This is a genomic window from Humibacillus xanthopallidus, from assembly GCF_006716675.1.
GTDB lineage: Bacteria > Actinomycetota > Actinomycetes > Actinomycetales > Dermatophilaceae > Humibacillus > Humibacillus xanthopallidus_B.
The window spans coordinates 1562827-1578007 of sequence record NZ_VFPM01000001.1 but is presented as its reverse complement, the minus strand read 5'-3'; the positions used below and the strand labels follow the sequence as shown (position 1 = coordinate 1578007).

The following is a 15181-nucleotide window of genomic DNA, read 5'->3' as shown; positions in this document are numbered from 1 at the left end:
CTGGCCCCATGCCTGAGCTGCCCGAGGTGCAGGCGCTCGTCGACTTCCTCGCCGAGCGCACCGATGGTCTGGCCATCACCGGGGTGGAGCTCGCCTCGTTCAGCGTCCTCAAGACCTTCAACCCGCCGCCGCAGGCGCTCGAGGGCAGCCCCATCGACGGGGTGCACCGCCACGGCAAGTTCCTCGACATCGACGCCGACGGCACCCACCTGGTCTTCCACCTCGCACGCGCCGGGTGGCTGCGCTGGTCCGACCAGCTGCCGGCGACCGTCGTGCGCCCGGGCAAGTCGCCGATCGCCCTGCGGGTCAGGCTCTCCGACGGCTCCGGCTTCGACCTCACCGAGGCCGGCACGAAGAAGTCGCTCGCGGCCTACATCGTCAAGGACCCGGCCGAGGTGCCCGGCATCGCGCGCCTCGGCCCCGACCCGCTGGCCGACGACTTCACGCTCGAGCGCTTCCGTGAGCTGCTCGCCGGCCGCCGCACCCAGATCAAGGGGCTGCTGCGCGACCAGGAGTTCATCGCGGGCGTCGGCAACGCCTACTCCGACGAGATCCTCCACGTCGCGAAGATCAGCCCCTTCGCGCTCGCGGGCACGCTCGCTCCCGAGGTCGTCGACCGGCTGTATGCCGCCCTGCGCGACACGCTCAAGGGTGCCGTCGCGACGGCGTCGGGCAAGCCGGCGAAGGAGCTCAAGGACGCCAAGCGGGCCGGCATGCGGGTCCACGCCCGCACCGGTCAGCCGTGCCCGGAGTGCGGCGACACGGTGCGCGAGGTGTCCTTCGCCGACACGTCACTGCAGTACTGCCCCACGTGCCAGACGGGCGGCAAGCCGCTCGCCGACCGCCGGATGAGCCGACTGCTCAAGTGAGCCCGCCCTGGTGCGAAGCGCCCGAGATGCAACGGTTCGCCTCGCATGGTTGTCTCTTGGTGACATGAGGACCTCCACACCCTTCCGCCGTGCCCTGCCGCTCGTCGCGCTCCTCGCCGTCGTCGGCCCCGCCGCCGCGTGCGGTCAGGCCAGCCCGTCGGGCACCGCCACCCCCGCAGGCGGCGGCACCTCGACCGGCGGCACGGCCACCAGCGCGGACGCCCCTGCCCCGACCGACCCGACGGACGGCGCGGCCTCCTCGGGCGCCGGGGCGTCGGCGAGCGGCCACGGGGTGCGGCTCGAGGCGACCTTCGCGATCGGCTTCCCCGAGCAGCCGACCGACCCGGGGGTTCGCAAGAAGTCCGGCGTCGTCGTCACCTACACGCTGACCCGCGAGGGCGGCGGCGCGGGTGAGCTCGTGGCGTACGACGTCGTGCCCGACGGCCTCGGCTCGGCCGGCCTGCCACCCGACGTCAACCCCGAGCACGCCTGGGTCTACGCGAACGGCACGGCCGTCCGGATCAGCAAGCAGGGGTTCGCCAGCGCGCCCGGCACCACCTTCGTCGCCGCTCCCACGATCGGCGCCCGTGTCATCCCGGCCGGCGGCTCGCTGCAGGGCCGCGCGTATGCCGTGTCGCCCGCCGAGCTCGACGTGCCGGGTGCCGAGTTCTCGGCGCCGCGTGCCCCGCTGCCGCCGGGGAGCAGCGCGTGGGAGTTCTGCGTCCAGGTCGGTGACCGCCTGCCGGGGATGCGTCCCTCGGCTGTCGGCCAGGGTGTGCTCGAAGCGCCCGTGCGCGCGCCCGAGGGCGACGAGCTGGTGTGCACGCCCGCGGTGACGCTCGCCTCGCCGTGACGGCGGAACGGCCCAAGGCGCTCGGGGCGCTCGGGGCGCTCGGGGCGCTCGGGGCGCTCGGAGCATGGCCCCACCCCAGGTCCGCCCGCGCCTAGGAGCCGAGGACGAACGAGAAGTAGAGCGTCCAGAGCAGCTTGAGCACGAGCGCGGCGATGGCCCAGCTGCGCGCCCACCGCGAGGCGCGCTCGGCCTCGGCGAGCCGCCCGGCGCGCACGTGCCTGCCGACCGAGAGCGAGATGACGATGGCGATGATGCCGACGGGTGTGAAGCCGAAGAAGGTCGCGAAGACCGACAATGCGAGGTAGCGCTTGGGCCCGACCGCCACCTTCTGGCCGACGTGCGGCGGGGGTGCGGAGCGATAGGACTGCGAGGCGCGCTGGGCAGCCTGCGGAGGGGGCACCGGCGGCGGGCCGGGGCTCTGCGGCAGGGCCGGCCCCGGACTCTGCGGCAGGGGCGGGCCCTGCTGCGTCGGACCTGCAGCACCGGTGCGATCGCTCGACGGGTCCAGCGGAGGGAGCCAGGCCGACCAGCGGTCGGCATCGGGGTCCGGCTCGGTCGCGTCGTCGCGGTCTCGGTGATCGGTCATGTCTGGAACGTCGTCATCTCGGGAAGGGGGCCGCACGGCATACGGCCCGGGGGGTCAGAGGATGCGGGGCTCTCCAGAGCCCGCGAGCTGCTTGCCAGCCGAGTGCCACGCGCGCATGCCGCCCTCGACGTTGGCGACGTCGAAGCCCTGCTGGGCGAGCCAGGCGACCGCGCGGCCGGAGCGACCGCCGCTGCGGCAGACGATCGGGATCGTGTCGTCGGTGTCGGGCAGCTCGTCGAGCCGTGCCGGCAGGTCGCTCAACGGGATGTGGACGGCATTGGGGGCGTGCCCGGCGGCCCACTCGTCGGCCTCTCGGACGTCGACGATGACGGCATCGTCGGGCAGCTCGGTCACGGTCGTCGTGGGGATCGTGCTCATGCCCCATCCTCGCACGGGAGACGGCGGCTCACGTGGTGGAGCACTAGCCTTGCGACTCGTGAAGATCCTGTCGATCCAGTCCCACGTCGCCTACGGTCACGCCGGCAACTCGGCCGCGGTGTTCCCGCTCCAGCGACTCGGTCACGAGGTCTACCCCGTGCTCACGGTGACCTTCTCCAACCACACGGGCTACGGCGAGACGCGCGGCCCGCTCATCGCCCCGTCCGACGTCGCCGAGGTCCTGGGCGGCATCGAGGACCGCGGCGCCTTCCCGTCGATCGACGCGGTGCTCTCGGGCTACCTCGGCGCCGAGCCGGTCGCCAACGTCGTGCTCGACGCGGTCGAGCGGGTCAAGGCGGCCAACCCCGCCGCCATCTACTGCTGTGACCCCGTCATGGGCGATGTCGGGCGCGGCTTCTTCGTGCGCCCCGGCATCCCTGAGTTCATGCGCGACCACGTCGTGCCCAAGGCCGACATCGTCACCCCCAACCAGTTCGAGCTCGAGCACCTCGTCGGGCGCTCCGTGACGACGCAGGAGAGCCTGCTCGAGGCGTCGCGGGAGCTGCGGTCGGCCGGTCCCGACGTCGTGCTCGTCACGAGCGCGCTGACCTCCGACACCCCCGAGGGGTCGATCCAGATGGCGTGTGTCACCGGTGAGGGCTCGTGGATGGTGACGACGCCGATGCTGCCGATGACGGTGCGCGGTGGCGGCGACGTGACGGCTGCGGTCTTCCTCGCGCACCTGCTGACCGACGGCCCGCAGGCGGCGCTCGCGCGCACCGCGGCGACGATGTATGCCGTGCTCGAGCGCACCCACGCGGCGGGCTCCGAGGAGATGCTCCTCGTGCAGGAGCAGGACGCGATCGCGGCTCCCGACGAGGTTTTTGAAATCTTTGCGACCAGTTGACCGTACGGGCTCCGAGCGCGTTATAGTCGCATCGCGCCGTTCCGCATGACCACCCCTGACCGTGCGGAACGGCGCTTTTTCATGCCCAGATTCAGTGGAATCCGAATCAAGTGACCATGGGGGGTGACCCAGACCGTGCGTGGGCACCGCTGGCGGTTCTGCGCGAACGACGCGCCGATGCCCCTCTATCCGGATGTCTCAGGTTTTCGATAGAGACGCATATACCCTCCGATCGTGGACCCGATCACGAACCCGTATGCGCCCGGCGCCGGTCAGCGCCCACCCGAGCTCGCCGGCCGCGACGAGCAGCTGCGCACCTTCGACGTCGTGCTCGAGCGGATCGCACGTGGCCGCGCGGAGCGCTCCATCGTCCTGACGGGTCTGCGCGGGGTCGGCAAGACCGTCCTGCTCAACGCCCTGCGCAGCTCCGCGGTGCGCGCCAACTGGGGCACCGGCAAGTTCGAGGCCCGGCCCGACCAGCGGCTGCGGCGTCCCCTGGCCGCCGCCGCCCACCAGGCGGTGCGCGAGCTGGGGCACCCGCGCGGCTCCGAGGTCGACCAGGTGCTCGGCATCGTCAAGGCCTTCGCGCTGCGTGAGGCACCCTCCGCCGCCAAGCTGCGCGATCGGTGGCAGCCCGGCATCGACGTGCCCGCGGTGACCGGGCGGGCCGACTCCGGTGACATCGAGATCGACCTCGTCGAGCTCTTCACCGACATCGGCGGGCTCGCCGCCGACGTCGGCAAGGGCGTCGCCATCTTCATCGACGAGATGCAGGACCTCGACCCCGAGGACGTCTCGGCGCTCTGCGCGGCCTGCCACGAGATCTCGCAGTCGGGCCTGCCCGTCATCGTCGTCGGCGCCGGGCTGCCCCACCTGCCGGCCGTGCTCTCGGCGTCGAAGTCATACTCCGAGAGGCTCTTTCGCTACTCGCGCATCGACCGCCTGCCCCGCGAGGCCGCCGACCAGGCGCTCGTCGGGCCGGCGGCGGAGGAGGGCTGCGAGTTCACGTCCGAGGCCCTCGACGAGATGTATGCCATCACCGCGGGCTACCCCTACTTCATCCAGGCCTACGGCAAGGTCGTGTGGGACGTCGCGCCGACCTCGCCGGTCACGGCCCAGGACATCCGCGTCGCGGCACCCGAGGCCGAGTCCGAGCTGGCGGTCGGCTTCTTCGGCTCCCGCTACGAGCGGGCCACGCCTGCCGAGCGCGAGTACCTGCGGGCGATGGCTGATGCCGCGCTGCTGAATTCCCCTGGTGCGGAAACGGATTCGCCAGTGACCGCCGATGACGACGCGAGCGGGGTGACGGCATACGGCATCGTGGGCGAGCGGGAGGCCGTGCCCACCTCGGCGGTGGCGGAGGTGCTGGGGCGCAAGCCGCAGTCGCTGTCGCCGGCGCGCGACGCGCTCATCAAGAAGGGGCTCATCTACTCCGGTGAGCGAGGGCTCATCGCGTTCACGGTGCCGCACTTCGGCCGCTACCTGCGCACCACCGCGCTGGTCGGCTGAGGATGAGTGGCGGGCCGGGGTCGGACGAGCAGGGTTGATCCGGCCCTCAGTCGTCCATCGCCTCGATGCCGAGCTCGGCGAGCTCGCCCATGCGCTCGCGAAGGTGGGCAACCATCTCCGCGGGGGGTGGCTCCCAGCCCGTGATCTCCTCGATCACCCGCAGCGGCTCGGTCGTCCGGTAGGAGCGGGTCGGGTTGCCGGGGAAGCGCTTGTCGGTGACGTTCGGGTCGTCCTCGATGGTGCCGAGCGGCTCGACCCGGTAGACCCGCCCCGGTCCGTCACCCCGGGCGAGCTCGGCCGCGAGGGGTGCACCCCCGAGCGACGCCGTCAGGTAGATGTGGTTGGCCCGGCGCCCGGAGCCGTAGTTCGAGCGCCAGCCCGGCGTCAGCAGGTCACCCGGGCGCACGTCGGCCTTGGTGCCGTGGAAGAACGGCCCGGGGTCGTCGACGACGCGCCGGGGCGGCGGAGGGTCGCGGAGCAGGCTGTCGAGCCGCGTCATGAGGACGGCGACCCGGGTGCGCCCCTCCGGCGCGCGCGGATAGCGGGTCAGCACGTCGAGGACGACCGGTGTGGCTCGCTTGGCCGCAGCCGTGACGACGTACTCCGCGACCACGGGGTCGTCGCCGCGTGCGAGCTCCGCCGCTCGCGCCGCGTGGGCAGCGGCGCCCAGGATGTGGCGCACCTGCGTCGCCTTCGCCAACGGATGGAGGTATGCCGCCCCGGCCGCATCCCCTGCAGCGCTTGCTGCGTGCCGGGGCGCCTCTGTCTCGGCGTCGCGTGCTGCTCGGTGGGCGTCGGTGGCGGCCGTGCGCTGGAGGCTCGAACGGGGCGCCCCCTCGGCGAACACCCGGGCGGCCTCCACAGCGGCGGCTGGGCGCGGGTCGTCGGGGTGGGCCTTCTGGAAGATCACGAGGGCGGGCTCGGCGCACGAGGCGGCATACGCGGCAACGGCGCGCAGCTCCTCGGTCGTCAGCGCGAAGTCACCCGAGGGGGTCTGCATCCTCCCGAGTTTCGCACAGGGCTCCCGGACGCTGGGACTTCACGTGCCGATCACCGACCTGCGCTGGGGGGCCGCACCTGATCGAGAAGACTGCACGCCACGCCGGCCACGTCCTCAGTCGTCGAACACGGACCAGCAGATGGCGTTGCGGCGCGACTGGTCCTCGATGACGAGGGTCCGGACCTGCTCGGGCAGCTGGTTGCGCTGCCAGTCACGCTCCAGCCGGCCGGCGTCGTCGTTGCCCGGATCGGATGCCCGGACGGCCTTGATGGCGTAGGCGGCGGCGCCGAGGTCGTGCTCGGCCACATGACCCACGCAGGCGGCCTGGCCTGCGGCGTAGGCGGCGAACCGGGCTGCGCCTCGCAGCGGTCGCGCGGCGGCCATGGCGTGCCCTCCGACGGCCCTTGCCGCCATCATCGCCATCTCGCCCTCGGCCCATGCGCGTGCCGCGGCGATCGCGTCGCGAGGGCGGGTGTCCGACAGCACCTCGGTCTCGAAGAGAGGGAGCACGTGCTCCGCACACTCGGCGGCCCACTGCGCCAGCAGCCGGTGGTCAGCATCACTGAGCAGGCCGCCGCGCCGGATCGTGACGAGGCGCGGGTCGCGGACCTCCGGCAGGATCATGGAGCCAGCCTGCCAGCCGCGGCCGGTCCGGCGAGCTCCAGGCGCGGCGGCATACGGACGACTGTCAGCCGCCGCCCGGGGCGGTCTCCTGGGCCTCGAGCCTGCGCACGCGTGCAACCAGGCCCTTGAGGAGCAGCATGGCGACGTGCGGGAACCCACGACACGACCGTCGACGACGACGTCGGCAGAGCCCTCGATGAGCATCACCATGCCTGCGCTGCGATCACCCTGGTTGACGACCGGGACGCCGGGGCCGACCGTGACCGTGGACCCGCGAGAGATCACCTCTTCGGCGAGGTCGTCGGGCAGCTCGCAGAAGAGCTCGACGGCGCACAGGGATTCCTTCAGGTTCATGGTCGCCTCCCACACCATGGCCCACGACGGGGCCTGCGTTCCGACGGTAGTCCTGCTGAGAGCGCCCTGACCGGCAATCGAGCGAAGCCCGGGACCACCCAGCGCCTCGGGGCGTCGGCGCGGCCGCCTGAGACGGCCACGGTCAGATCCTCGACCACAGCGCGTTCACCTCGAGGAGCACGTCGTTGTGGAGACGCCGCCTCTGGGTGAGCGGCGCGGTCGGGTAGTCCTCCACCAGGGTCCGTCACCGCAACGGCCTCCGCGGGTTCCGCTGGGGCCTACTCCGCCGCTGCCGTCCCCTGCCGGTGCTCAGGCGTCAGGGCCAGGTAGGTGAGCAGTGCGAGAAGCACGACCTGAGCCCCCGAGATCGCAGCCGCCCACCAGGCCATGCCCAGACCGCTCAGCGGCGCATAGTCGAAGACGGTGGGCTCTGCCTCGGGCCCACCGGGCCCGATGACCGCGAGCCCGAGCCAGAGCAGCCCCGCGAGGATCGCGACCTGGGTGCAGGCGCCCAGCACCCAGATGACGGTGCGGTCGAGCCGCACGCTGAGCGCTGCCCCGATGAGGTAGGGAACGGCCGCGAAGATGTAGATCCCGTAGATGCTGTCCATGCGCCCACCCCCCTGTGCCACATCCGTCCACCCGGGGCTCGACTGCGCCCGCGCGACCAGCAGGGCAAGGACGAGGTAGGCGACGGCGGTGACCCCGCACAGGATGGCAGTCGTCAGGCGCAGGGTCCTGCGGCGGCCCTGTGGTGCGGCGCTGAGTCGCTCGGACTCCGTGGTGATCGTCATGGCGTTCTCCTTCGTCCTACCACCAGATGCCGGTGCGTCGCAGTCGCGGGCTGTCGGTCGCCGGAGGGTAGATGATGACCACCCGGTAGGGCGTCGTCGGCAGTGGCTGCCCGGTCACGTCCGCCTCCAGCGCCATGAGCCGGCGGACGCGTTCGTCGGTCGGCGGATGTGTCCGGAGCAGCAGCGGGTCGGGGCCGGCCGAGCGGCCGACGAGGATCCGCTCCCAGATGCGCCCGTCGGCGTGCTCGAGGACGACGAGGGCCCGGGCGAGCCCCTCCGGGTCGCCCGTGAGCGAGGCGGCGTCGAGGTCGGCGTCGTACTCCCTCGACCGCGACACGGCCAGCTGCATCAGCGTCACGAGCATCGGCACGGCGACGAGGACCATCGACACGAGGAGGGGGACGAGGCTGTCGCGGCTGATGGCGAGTGGCAGGGTGAGCAGGCCCGACCACAGCCCGACCCACGACATCCACTGGGAGAGCCGGGCCACGAGGTCGGACAGGCTCATGACCGCCGTGTCGCCGTTGCGCAGGTGGCTGACCTCGTGGGCGACGACGGCCGCGAGCTCGCGCCCGTCGAGCAGACGGAGCAGCCCGTCGGTGACGGCGAGCGCCGCGTCCTCCCCGCGGCCGACGACGAAGGCATTGACCTGCGGGCTCGCGACGTAGAACACCGCCGGCCGTCGCTCGAGATGTGCCCGCTCGGAGAGCACGTCGACGAGGTCGTGCAGACGGGGTGCGGCTGCGCGGGGGACGGGCTGGGCGGCATACAGGGAGAGGATCCACGCCGTCGGCACCCGCGGGCGCAGCATCGCGAGGACCACCACGGTGACCGTTGCCCAGAGGAGCCCAGCGGTGCCCGCGAGCAGCCATGCGGCCGCTCCCAGCACGACGGCCAGGCCGAGGAAGAGGAGCAGCTCCTGGGCGACGTTGCGCACCCGGTGGCGCCCTGCAGGGGCGTATGCCGCCGCCACGCGTCGCCCGTCGGGGCGACGTCGCGCAGCCGGGTGTGGGCTGGCCGCCCTCATGGGTCCAGACTCGCGCGTCAGCCTCGGCCGTCCCAGTGCCGAACGTCCCGCTGACGCACTGCCGCCGAGGCCGTTGTGGACGTGCGCGCGGGCGCCCACACTGAGACATGGCCGTCGACCTCGAGCAGGACTGGTTCCGCGGACTGGGCGAGCTGCGCTTTGCCCGCACCCCCAAGCGAATTCGCGCACTGCTGGACGGCCAGACCGTCCTCGACACCCGTGACGCGCTGCTCGTCTACGAGCCGCGCCGCGTCGTGCCCTGGTATGCCGTCCCGCCGGGTGACCTGCACCTGCAGCTCAGTGAGCACGAGCCTTCACCCGTGCCCGAGCTGCACGCACCCGTGCTGCCGCCCCACCACAACGAGTGGCACACCGTGCCGGGGCGTTCGCTCCACCTCGACGGCCACGGCGAGGTCGGCTTCCGTCCGGACGATCCCGACCTCGGCGGTCGCGTCGTCCTCCAGTGGGAGCCGTTCGAGTGGCTCGAGGAGGACGAGCACGTCATGGGTCACCCCCACGACCCGTTCAAGCGGATCGATGTGCTGCGTAGCAGCCGGCACGTCCGCGTCGAGGTGGGCGGCACGACCATCGCCGAGTCCTCCCGCGCGACGATGCTCATCGAGACGGGGCTGCCGGTGCGGTGGTACCTGCCGCGCGAGGACGTCCGGATGGAGCTGCTCACCCCGTCCGAGACGCACACCGTCTGTGCCTACAAGGGCATCGCGTCCTACCTCAGCGCTCCGGGGGCTCCGGACGTGGCGTGGTTCTACCCCGACCCCCTGCACGACGCGCTCCAGGTCAAGGACCTCGTCAGCTTCTGGCGGGCGGCCACGGTGGAGGTCGACGGCGTGGCGGTCAGCACTGCGATGCCCGGTGAGCCGGCCGGCGCGGGACCCGGCGCGATCTAGGCTGGGCGGCATGCCGCTCTCCGACGCGCCCCAGCAGGCCGGGCCTTCGCGTCACCGGATCTTCGACGCGAGCTTCGCCAGCATCTATCCGCACTACGTCGCCAAGGGCAAGAAGATGTCGTCGATCCTGCGGGGGTCGGAGCCCGTCCGCTGAGTGGCTTCCCCCCCGGAGATCGACGTCACGGAAGGCTGCGTGGCCACATCGCCGCAGGCCGCGGCATCGTTCAGGGGTGGTGGAGCGCGCCGAGGAGGTGCTCCTCGGCGTCGGAGAGGTAGGCGCGCAGGGCCGCCGCGGCACCGGCCCGGTCGCCGGCCTCGAGGTCGCGGATGATGGCCTCGTTGCGGTCGAGGTAGGGCACGTGGAAGCCGGGGTCGTCGCCCATCAGGTGGAACACGAGTCTCATCTCCGCGAGCACGCCCTCCATGAGCTGGTCGACCCGTCGGCTCTCGGCGAGCCGAGCGACCGTGCGGTGGAACTCCTGGTTGCCCTGGGCGACCCCGGCCGTGTCCTCGTGCTCGCGACAGGCGTGTGCGGCGTCGACGACCTCACGCAACCGGGCAACCGCTGCGTGCGAGAAGCCGATCCCGTGCTCGAGGGCGGCGGGCTCGATGAGCCGGCGCGTGGCATACAGGTCACGGATGTCGCTCGCGGTGGGGGTGGCGACGAACACGCCGCGGTTGGGCTCGCGAGCGGCGAGCCGCTCGGCGATGAGCAGGGCGAACGCCTCGCGGATCGTGTTGCGCGAGAAGCCGAGGGCGGCGCCGATCGTCTCCTCCGTGAGGCGGGTGCCGGAGCGCAGGGCGCCGTTGACGATCTGCTCGCGGAGCACGTCCGCGACCCGCTCCGCAGCCGAGGGCTGCACGGACACGCGGGTCGGGATCTGGCGCAGGGCCTCGGACAGGGCGCGGTTGGCCACACCGGCACTCTAGGCCGCCGGCGCTGGGAGTCGTAGGATCGCGCTATTGCAGGATTGTTGAACAATATGAGCTCACCGCAGCCAAGGAGGATCCGGCGATGACCGTCCAGCGGATCGACCTCAACTCCGACCTCGGCGAGAGCCTCGGCACGTGGGAGCTCGGCAACGACGAGGCCATGCTCGACATCGTCACGAGTGCCAACGTGGCCTGCGGCTTCCATGCCGGTGACAGCCTGACGCTGATGCGTACGTGCGCGCAGGCGGCAGAGCGCGGCGTCGTCGTCGGCGCGCAGGTCGGCTACCGCGACCTCGCCGGCTTCGGCCGCCGGTTCATCGACATGGACCCCGACGAGCTGACGGCCGACGTGGTCTACCAGATCGGGGCGCTCGAGGCGATGTGCCGGGTCGCCGGCGTGCGGGTGGAGTACGTCAAGCCCCACGGCGCCCTCTACAACGCCATCGTGCAGCACGAGGAGCAGGCGAGCGCCGTCGTCGCGGCCGTCGTCGCCATCGACCCGAGCCTGCACGTCATGGGCCTGCCGGGGTCGGCCTTCCTCCGGCTCGCCGAGGAGGCCGGGCTCAGCACCGTCGCCGAGGCCTTCGCCGACCGCGCCTACACCCCCGAGGGTCACCTCGTGTCGCGGCGCGAGCCCGGCGCGGTGCTCCACGACCCCGAGACCGTCGCCGCCCGCATGGTCCGGCTCGCGACCGAGGGCCGCATCACGGCCATCGACGGCACCGAGATCGAGGTGCGGGCTGACTCCATCTGCACCCACGGAGACTCTCCCGGGGCCGTCGAGATGGCTCGTGCGCTCCGCACCGCGCTGACCGGCGCGGGCATCGAGATCGCCGCCTTCGCGAGGTAGGTCGCCATGCCCGACCCGAGCGCCCCCGCCCCGCCCCTGCGCCTCCTACCGATGGGTGATGCAGCGCTGCTCGTCGAGACCAACGGCATCGACGCGGTGCTCGCGCTCGCGGAGGCGCTCGCTCCCCTCGCCCACGCCGGCACCGGCATCTGGGCCGATGTCGACGACCTCGTGCCCGCTGCCCGCACGCTCCTCGTCGTCGCGCGCCCGACGACGGACCTCGACGAGCTGGGTCGGGTGATCGTCGACGCTGCACGCACCGCGAGCGTCGGCGCCGCGACCTCGGGTCAGCGCCTCGTAGAGATCCCCGTCGTCTACGACGGGCCCGATCTCGCCGAGGTCGGCGCCCTCACCGGCCTGGCTCCCGACGAGGTCGTCGCCGCGCACACGGGCGCGGACTGGAGGGTGGGCTTCGGCGGCTTCGCGCCCGGCTTCGCCTACCTCGTCGGTGGTGACCCGCGCCTCACCGTCGCTCGACGTGCGGAGCCCCGCACGAGGGTGCCGGCCGGATCCGTCGGTCTCGCGGGCGAGTTCAGTGGCATCTACCCGCGCGAGTCGCCGGGCGGCTGGCAGCTCATCGGCACCACCCACGTCGTCCTGTGGGACGCCGACCGACAGCCGCCCGCCCTGCTCGCACCCGGCACGACCGTCCGCTTCGTCGAGGCACGGCGATGACGCGCCGCGTCGAGATCATCGAGCCCGGCCCGCTGACGCTCGTGCAGGACCTGGGACGGGTCGGCCACCTGGCTGTCGGTGTCGGGCGCTCCGGCGCGGCGGACGTCGGCGCCTACCTCCTCGGCGGACGCCTCCTCGGCAACGTCCGCGGGGTCGCGGCGCTCGAGGTGACCTTCGGCGGGCTGCGCCTCCGGGCTTCGGGCGACCTGCTCGCCTGCCTCACGGGCGCCCACGCACCGGCCCGGGTCGGGGGGCGGCCGGTCCCGCACGCCGCACCCTTCGCGATCCGTGACGGCCAGGAGCTCGCCCTCGGTATGCCGTCCAGCGGGCTGCGCACCTACGTGTCCTTCCGCGGTGGGCTGGCGATGCCGGGGGTGCTCGGGTCGCTCGCGTCCGACACGATGTCGGGGCTCGGACCGGAGCCGCTGCGGGCCGGCCAGACGCTCGAGATCGGCCGCAGCACGGAGGGCTTCCCGCACGTCGACGTCGCCGCTGTGCCACCCCCGTCCGGCGGCCCGGTCGAGCTCGCCGTCCTGCCGGGTCCGCGCAGGGACTGGTTCGCCCGGCCAGAGGCGCTCGCCCAGACGCCGTGGTGCGTCTCGGGACGCAGCGACCGCAAGGGGATTCGCCTCGACGGCGACCCGATCGAACGGCATACGCGCTGGAGCGACGCGGAGCTGCCGAGCGAGGGCATGGTGCGCGGCGCGATCCAGGTGCCGCCCAACGGCCAGCCGGTGCTCTTCCTCAACGACCATCCCGTCACGGGGGGCTACCCGGTGATCGGCGTCGTGCGGACGGCCGACGTCGACCGAGCGGCCCAGCTGCAGCCGGGTCAACAGGTGCGGTTCCGATGGGAGCAGAGATGACGAGCTCCACTGATACCAAGAGGGATCCGACGTCGCTGACCCCCACGACGCCACTCCTGCCGCACGACCCCGCGGCGCTGTCGCCCAGCGAGGCGCGGACGCTCTTCGCCGCCGGTCTGCGGGCGCCGACGACTGGGTGGTGCGCCGGCCACGCCCAGGCCAACATCATCGCCGTGCCCCAGGTGCTCGCCTTCGACATGATGCTCTTCGCCCAGCGCAACCCCAAGCCGTGCCCGATCCTCGACGTCCTCGATGCGGGTGAGACGCGTGGCGGGGTGCTCGGCGGTGCCGACCTCGCGTCGCACGCGGACATCCGCACCGACATCCCGCTCTACCGCATCTTCGAGCACGGCGAGCTCGTCGCGGAGGTGACCGACGCCCGCGAGCACTGGCGCGACGACCTCGTCACCTTCATCGTCGGCTGCTCGCTCACCGCCGAGCATCCCCTGCTCGATGCCGGGGTGCCGGTGCGACACCTCACGGCCGGGCGCACCGCGCCGATGTATGTCACGACGACCCGGTGCTGGCCGGCGGGTCGGCTCTCCGGGCCACTCGTCGTCTCGATGCGTGCGATCCCGCGGGCGCGCGTGGCCGACGCCGTTCGCGTGACGTCCCGCTACCCTGCGGCCCACGGTGGCCCGGTCCACGTCGGCGACCCGTCGGACCTCGGCATCGCCGACCTCGCGAGCCCCGACTTCGGCGACCCTCCGGTGATCGAGGAGGGCGACGTGCCCGTCTTCTGGGCCTGCGGCGTCACCCCGCAGGCGGTCGTCATGGAGTCGCGCCCCGAGCTCGCCATCACCCACGCCCCCGGGCACATGCTCGTCACCGACGTCACCGACGTCACCGACGTCCGCGACAGCGCGTATGCCGTGCCCTGAGGAGGGCCGTCGGTACCCTAGGGCGTGATGGCGGTGGGGCTCGCCGACAACCGCGACGAGGGTCGCCAACAGTCCCTACCCGAGTGGTAGGAGCATGCATGCCAACAGATTCTGGTCCCGTGGGCGCCGGTTCCAGCGGTGCCGCGATGCCAGTCGACCCTGACGTGGCGAGCCGGATGTCGCCGGTCCGTCACGCATCGAGCATCATCCGGGAGCGCTGGGACATCCTCGCCGTCATCGCCGTGGGCGGCGCGCTCGGGAGCGCGGCGCGCTACGGGGCCGGGGTGCTGCTGCCGCACGCCCCGTCCGAGATCGCGTGGTCGACCTTCACCGTCAACGTCGTGGGCGGCTTCCTCCTCGGCCTGCTCATGGTCTTCGTCAACGACGTCTGGCCTCCGCGCCGCTACGTCCGGCCCTTCCTCGGGGTCGGCGTCCTCGGCGGCTTCACGACCTTCTCGACGTACATGCTCGACACCCGTGCGCTCCTCGCCGCGGGACGGCTGCCCGTTGCTCTCCTCTACCTCTTCGCCACCCTGCTCGTCGGGCTGGTGGCGGTGTGGCTGGGCATCCTCGTGGGGCGCGCTGCGGCCGCAGCGTCGCGCAGCGGCCGCGCTCGCCGGGAGGGGACCTCGTGACGCTGCTGCTCGTGCTCGCGGGTGGTGTCATCGGTGCTCCCCTGCGCTACCTCACCGACTTGCTCATCCAGTCCCGCCACGACAGCCTCTTCCCGTGGGGCACCTTCACGGTCAACATCGCCGGCTCGCTCGTGCTCGGCGCCGTGCTCGGCGCGGCATCGACAGGCGCCCTGCCCGCGGCTGCGGTCGCCTTCATCGGCACCGGCATCTGCGGCGCCCTGACGACCTTCTCGACGTTCGGCTTCGAGACCGTGCGCCTCCTCGAGGAGGGGTCGGTGGGCACTGCCGCCCTGAATGCCGTGGGGAGCCTCGCGGCGGGCCTCGTCGCCGGCAGCGCCGGCTGGTTCCTCGTCACCGCGCTCGCCTGAGGCGACGCCACTTGCCGGCAGCCGCCGCCCGGCCCGGCCCGGCCCGGTCCGGACAGTGCCGCGACGCCCGGCGCCCCGGTCGTGGGGCTGGAACGCAGAACGGGCATAGTGGTGGCGAGCTCGCGCGCCCGCGCGGCGCGACGGGGGTGCACGAGATGGCGGCG

19 protein-coding genes are annotated in these 15181 nt (G+C 72.7%); 12 read left to right on the top strand and 7 right to left on the bottom strand.

All coding sequences use genetic code 11. The features are described 5' to 3' along the window. Positions 1-8 precede the first annotated feature (8 nt). Both FBY41_RS06925 and FBY41_RS06920 read left to right on the top strand, forming a co-directional pair. Positions 9-869, top strand: coding sequence for an Fpg/Nei family DNA glycosylase (locus FBY41_RS06925; RefSeq protein WP_141842578.1), 861 nt, complete (start codon positions 9-11; stop codon positions 867-869). A 64-nt stretch (positions 870-933) separates the two neighbouring features. Beyond that, positions 934-1722 carry a hypothetical protein gene (locus FBY41_RS06920; RefSeq protein ID WP_141842577.1) on the top strand — a complete coding sequence of 263 codons (789 nt, stop codon included), beginning with the start codon at positions 934-936 and terminating at the stop codon, positions 1720-1722. 91 nt (positions 1723-1813) lie between these two features. On the opposite strand, the gene FBY41_RS06915 is transcribed toward FBY41_RS06920, so the two are convergent. Beyond that, positions 1814-2308, bottom strand: coding sequence for a CD225/dispanin family protein (locus tag FBY41_RS06915; RefSeq protein ID WP_141842576.1), 495 nt, complete (start codon positions 2306-2308; stop codon positions 1814-1816). Between the two features lie 54 nt (positions 2309-2362). After that, on the bottom strand, positions 2363-2686 hold the full coding sequence (locus FBY41_RS06910) for a rhodanese-like domain-containing protein (protein ID WP_141824019.1): 324 nt from the start codon (positions 2684-2686) through the stop codon (positions 2363-2365). 58 nt (positions 2687-2744) lie between these two features. On the opposite strand from FBY41_RS06910, the gene pdxY reads away from it, so the two are divergent. Beyond that, positions 2745-3593 (top strand): pyridoxal kinase PdxY, encoded by an 849-nt coding sequence (gene pdxY, locus FBY41_RS06905; RefSeq protein WP_141842575.1) that lies wholly within the window; start codon positions 2745-2747, stop codon positions 3591-3593. Between the two features lie 234 nt (positions 3594-3827). Then, positions 3828-5102 carry an ATP-binding protein gene (locus tag FBY41_RS06900; RefSeq protein ID WP_141842574.1) on the top strand — a complete coding sequence of 425 codons (1275 nt, stop codon included), beginning with the start codon at positions 3828-3830 and terminating at the stop codon, positions 5100-5102. A gap of 46 nt (positions 5103-5148) precedes the next feature. On the opposite strand, the gene arr is transcribed toward FBY41_RS06900, so the two are convergent. From arr to FBY41_RS06880, 4 genes are all read right to left on the bottom strand, one after another. Next, positions 5149-6102, bottom strand: coding sequence for an NAD(+)--rifampin ADP-ribosyltransferase (gene arr / locus FBY41_RS24155; RefSeq protein WP_185748926.1), 954 nt, complete (start codon positions 6100-6102; stop codon positions 5149-5151). 114 nt (positions 6103-6216) lie between these two features. Further along, positions 6217-7080 (bottom strand): putative immunity protein, encoded by an 864-nt coding sequence (locus FBY41_RS24240; RefSeq protein WP_375869857.1) that lies wholly within the window; start codon positions 7078-7080, stop codon positions 6217-6219. A gap of 278 nt (positions 7081-7358) precedes the next feature. Further along, positions 7359-7874 (bottom strand): hypothetical protein, encoded by a 516-nt coding sequence (locus FBY41_RS06885; RefSeq protein WP_141842573.1) that lies wholly within the window; start codon positions 7872-7874, stop codon positions 7359-7361. 16 nt (positions 7875-7890) lie between these two features. Next, the gene (locus tag FBY41_RS06880; RefSeq protein ID WP_141842572.1) at positions 7891-8901 is read right to left on the bottom strand and encodes a zinc metalloprotease HtpX; all 1011 of its coding nucleotides are present in this window, start codon (positions 8899-8901) and stop codon (positions 7891-7893) included. A 107-nt stretch (positions 8902-9008) separates the two neighbouring features. On the opposite strand from FBY41_RS06880, the gene FBY41_RS06875 reads away from it, so the two are divergent. Then, positions 9009-9809: a DUF427 domain-containing protein gene (locus FBY41_RS06875; RefSeq protein WP_141842571.1), complete on the top strand. Its 801-nt coding sequence runs from the start codon at positions 9009-9011 to the stop codon at positions 9807-9809. A gap of 10 nt (positions 9810-9819) precedes the next feature. After that, a complete protein-coding gene (locus tag FBY41_RS06870) occupies positions 9820-9963 on the top strand; it encodes a DUF2200 domain-containing protein (RefSeq protein ID WP_141842570.1) in 144 nt (47 codons plus the stop codon). Positions 9964-10033: 70 nt separating this feature from the next. On the opposite strand, the gene FBY41_RS06865 is transcribed toward FBY41_RS06870, so the two are convergent. Next, complete coding sequence (locus FBY41_RS06865) at positions 10034-10726, bottom strand: GntR family transcriptional regulator (RefSeq protein ID WP_141842569.1); 693 nt, start codon at positions 10724-10726, stop codon at positions 10034-10036. 98 nt (positions 10727-10824) lie between these two features. Between FBY41_RS06865 and FBY41_RS06860 the strand changes: the two genes are divergently transcribed. From FBY41_RS06860 to crcB (FBY41_RS06835), 6 genes are all read left to right on the top strand, one after another. Continuing rightward, positions 10825-11592: a LamB/YcsF family protein gene (locus tag FBY41_RS06860; RefSeq protein ID WP_141842568.1), complete on the top strand. Its 768-nt coding sequence runs from the start codon at positions 10825-10827 to the stop codon at positions 11590-11592. Positions 11593-11598: 6 nt separating this feature from the next. Next, on the top strand, positions 11599-12267 hold the full coding sequence (locus tag FBY41_RS06855) for a 5-oxoprolinase subunit B family protein (protein WP_185748925.1): 669 nt from the start codon (positions 11599-11601) through the stop codon (positions 12265-12267). Then, the gene (locus tag FBY41_RS06850) at positions 12264-13133 is read left to right on the top strand and encodes a 5-oxoprolinase subunit C family protein (RefSeq protein WP_141842567.1); all 870 of its coding nucleotides are present in this window, start codon (positions 12264-12266) and stop codon (positions 13131-13133) included. Before FBY41_RS06855 ends, FBY41_RS06850 begins: the two co-directional genes overlap by 4 nt. Then, positions 13130-14014, top strand: a complete 885-nt coding sequence (locus FBY41_RS06845) for a putative hydro-lyase (protein ID WP_141842566.1) — start codon at positions 13130-13132, stop codon at positions 14012-14014. The genes FBY41_RS06850 and FBY41_RS06845 overlap by 4 nt, the downstream gene beginning before the upstream one ends. Positions 14015-14112: 98 nt before the next feature. Continuing rightward, entirely contained in the window at positions 14113-14649 is a 537-nt protein-coding gene (crcB, locus tag FBY41_RS06840) for a fluoride efflux transporter CrcB (RefSeq protein WP_260439594.1), read from the top strand. Continuing rightward, a complete protein-coding gene (gene crcB, locus FBY41_RS06835; RefSeq protein ID WP_141842564.1) occupies positions 14646-15017 on the top strand; it encodes a fluoride efflux transporter CrcB in 372 nt (123 codons plus the stop codon). The genes crcB (FBY41_RS06840) and crcB (FBY41_RS06835) overlap by 4 nt, the downstream gene beginning before the upstream one ends. Positions 15018-15181 lie beyond the last annotated feature (164 nt).

Coding starts and splice junctions, on each gene's coding strand:
- arr (WP_185748926.1), bottom strand. CDS start 6,102: ATGCAGACCCCCTCGGGTGACTTCGCGCTGACGACCGAGGAGCTGCGC.
- FBY41_RS06915 (WP_141842576.1), bottom strand. CDS start 2,308: ATGACCGATCACCGAGACCGCGACGACGCGACCGAGCCGGACCCCGAT.
- FBY41_RS06845 (WP_141842566.1), top strand. CDS start 13,130: ATGACGAGCTCCACTGATACCAAGAGGGATCCGACGTCGCTGACCCCC.
- FBY41_RS06925 (WP_141842578.1), top strand. CDS start 9: ATGCCTGAGCTGCCCGAGGTGCAGGCGCTCGTCGACTTCCTCGCCGAG.
- FBY41_RS24240 (WP_375869857.1), bottom strand. CDS start 7,080: ATGAACCTGAAGGAATCCCTGTGCGCCGTCGAGCTCTTCTGCGAGCTG.
- FBY41_RS06850 (WP_141842567.1), top strand. CDS start 12,264: ATGACGCGCCGCGTCGAGATCATCGAGCCCGGCCCGCTGACGCTCGTG.
- FBY41_RS06910 (WP_141824019.1), bottom strand. CDS start 2,686: ATGAGCACGATCCCCACGACGACCGTGACCGAGCTGCCCGACGATGCC.
- FBY41_RS06885 (WP_141842573.1), bottom strand. CDS start 7,874: ATGACGATCACCACGGAGTCCGAGCGACTCAGCGCCGCACCACAGGGC.
- FBY41_RS06855 (WP_185748925.1), top strand. CDS start 11,599: ATGCCCGACCCGAGCGCCCCCGCCCCGCCCCTGCGCCTCCTACCGATG.
- FBY41_RS06860 (WP_141842568.1), top strand. CDS start 10,825: ATGACCGTCCAGCGGATCGACCTCAACTCCGACCTCGGCGAGAGCCTC.
- FBY41_RS06870 (WP_141842570.1), top strand. CDS start 9,820: ATGCCGCTCTCCGACGCGCCCCAGCAGGCCGGGCCTTCGCGTCACCGG.
- FBY41_RS06920 (WP_141842577.1), top strand. CDS start 934: ATGAGGACCTCCACACCCTTCCGCCGTGCCCTGCCGCTCGTCGCGCTC.
- FBY41_RS06875 (WP_141842571.1), top strand. CDS start 9,009: ATGGCCGTCGACCTCGAGCAGGACTGGTTCCGCGGACTGGGCGAGCTG.
- crcB (WP_260439594.1), top strand. CDS start 14,113: ATGCCAACAGATTCTGGTCCCGTGGGCGCCGGTTCCAGCGGTGCCGCG.
- FBY41_RS06880 (WP_141842572.1), bottom strand. CDS start 8,901: ATGAGGGCGGCCAGCCCACACCCGGCTGCGCGACGTCGCCCCGACGGG.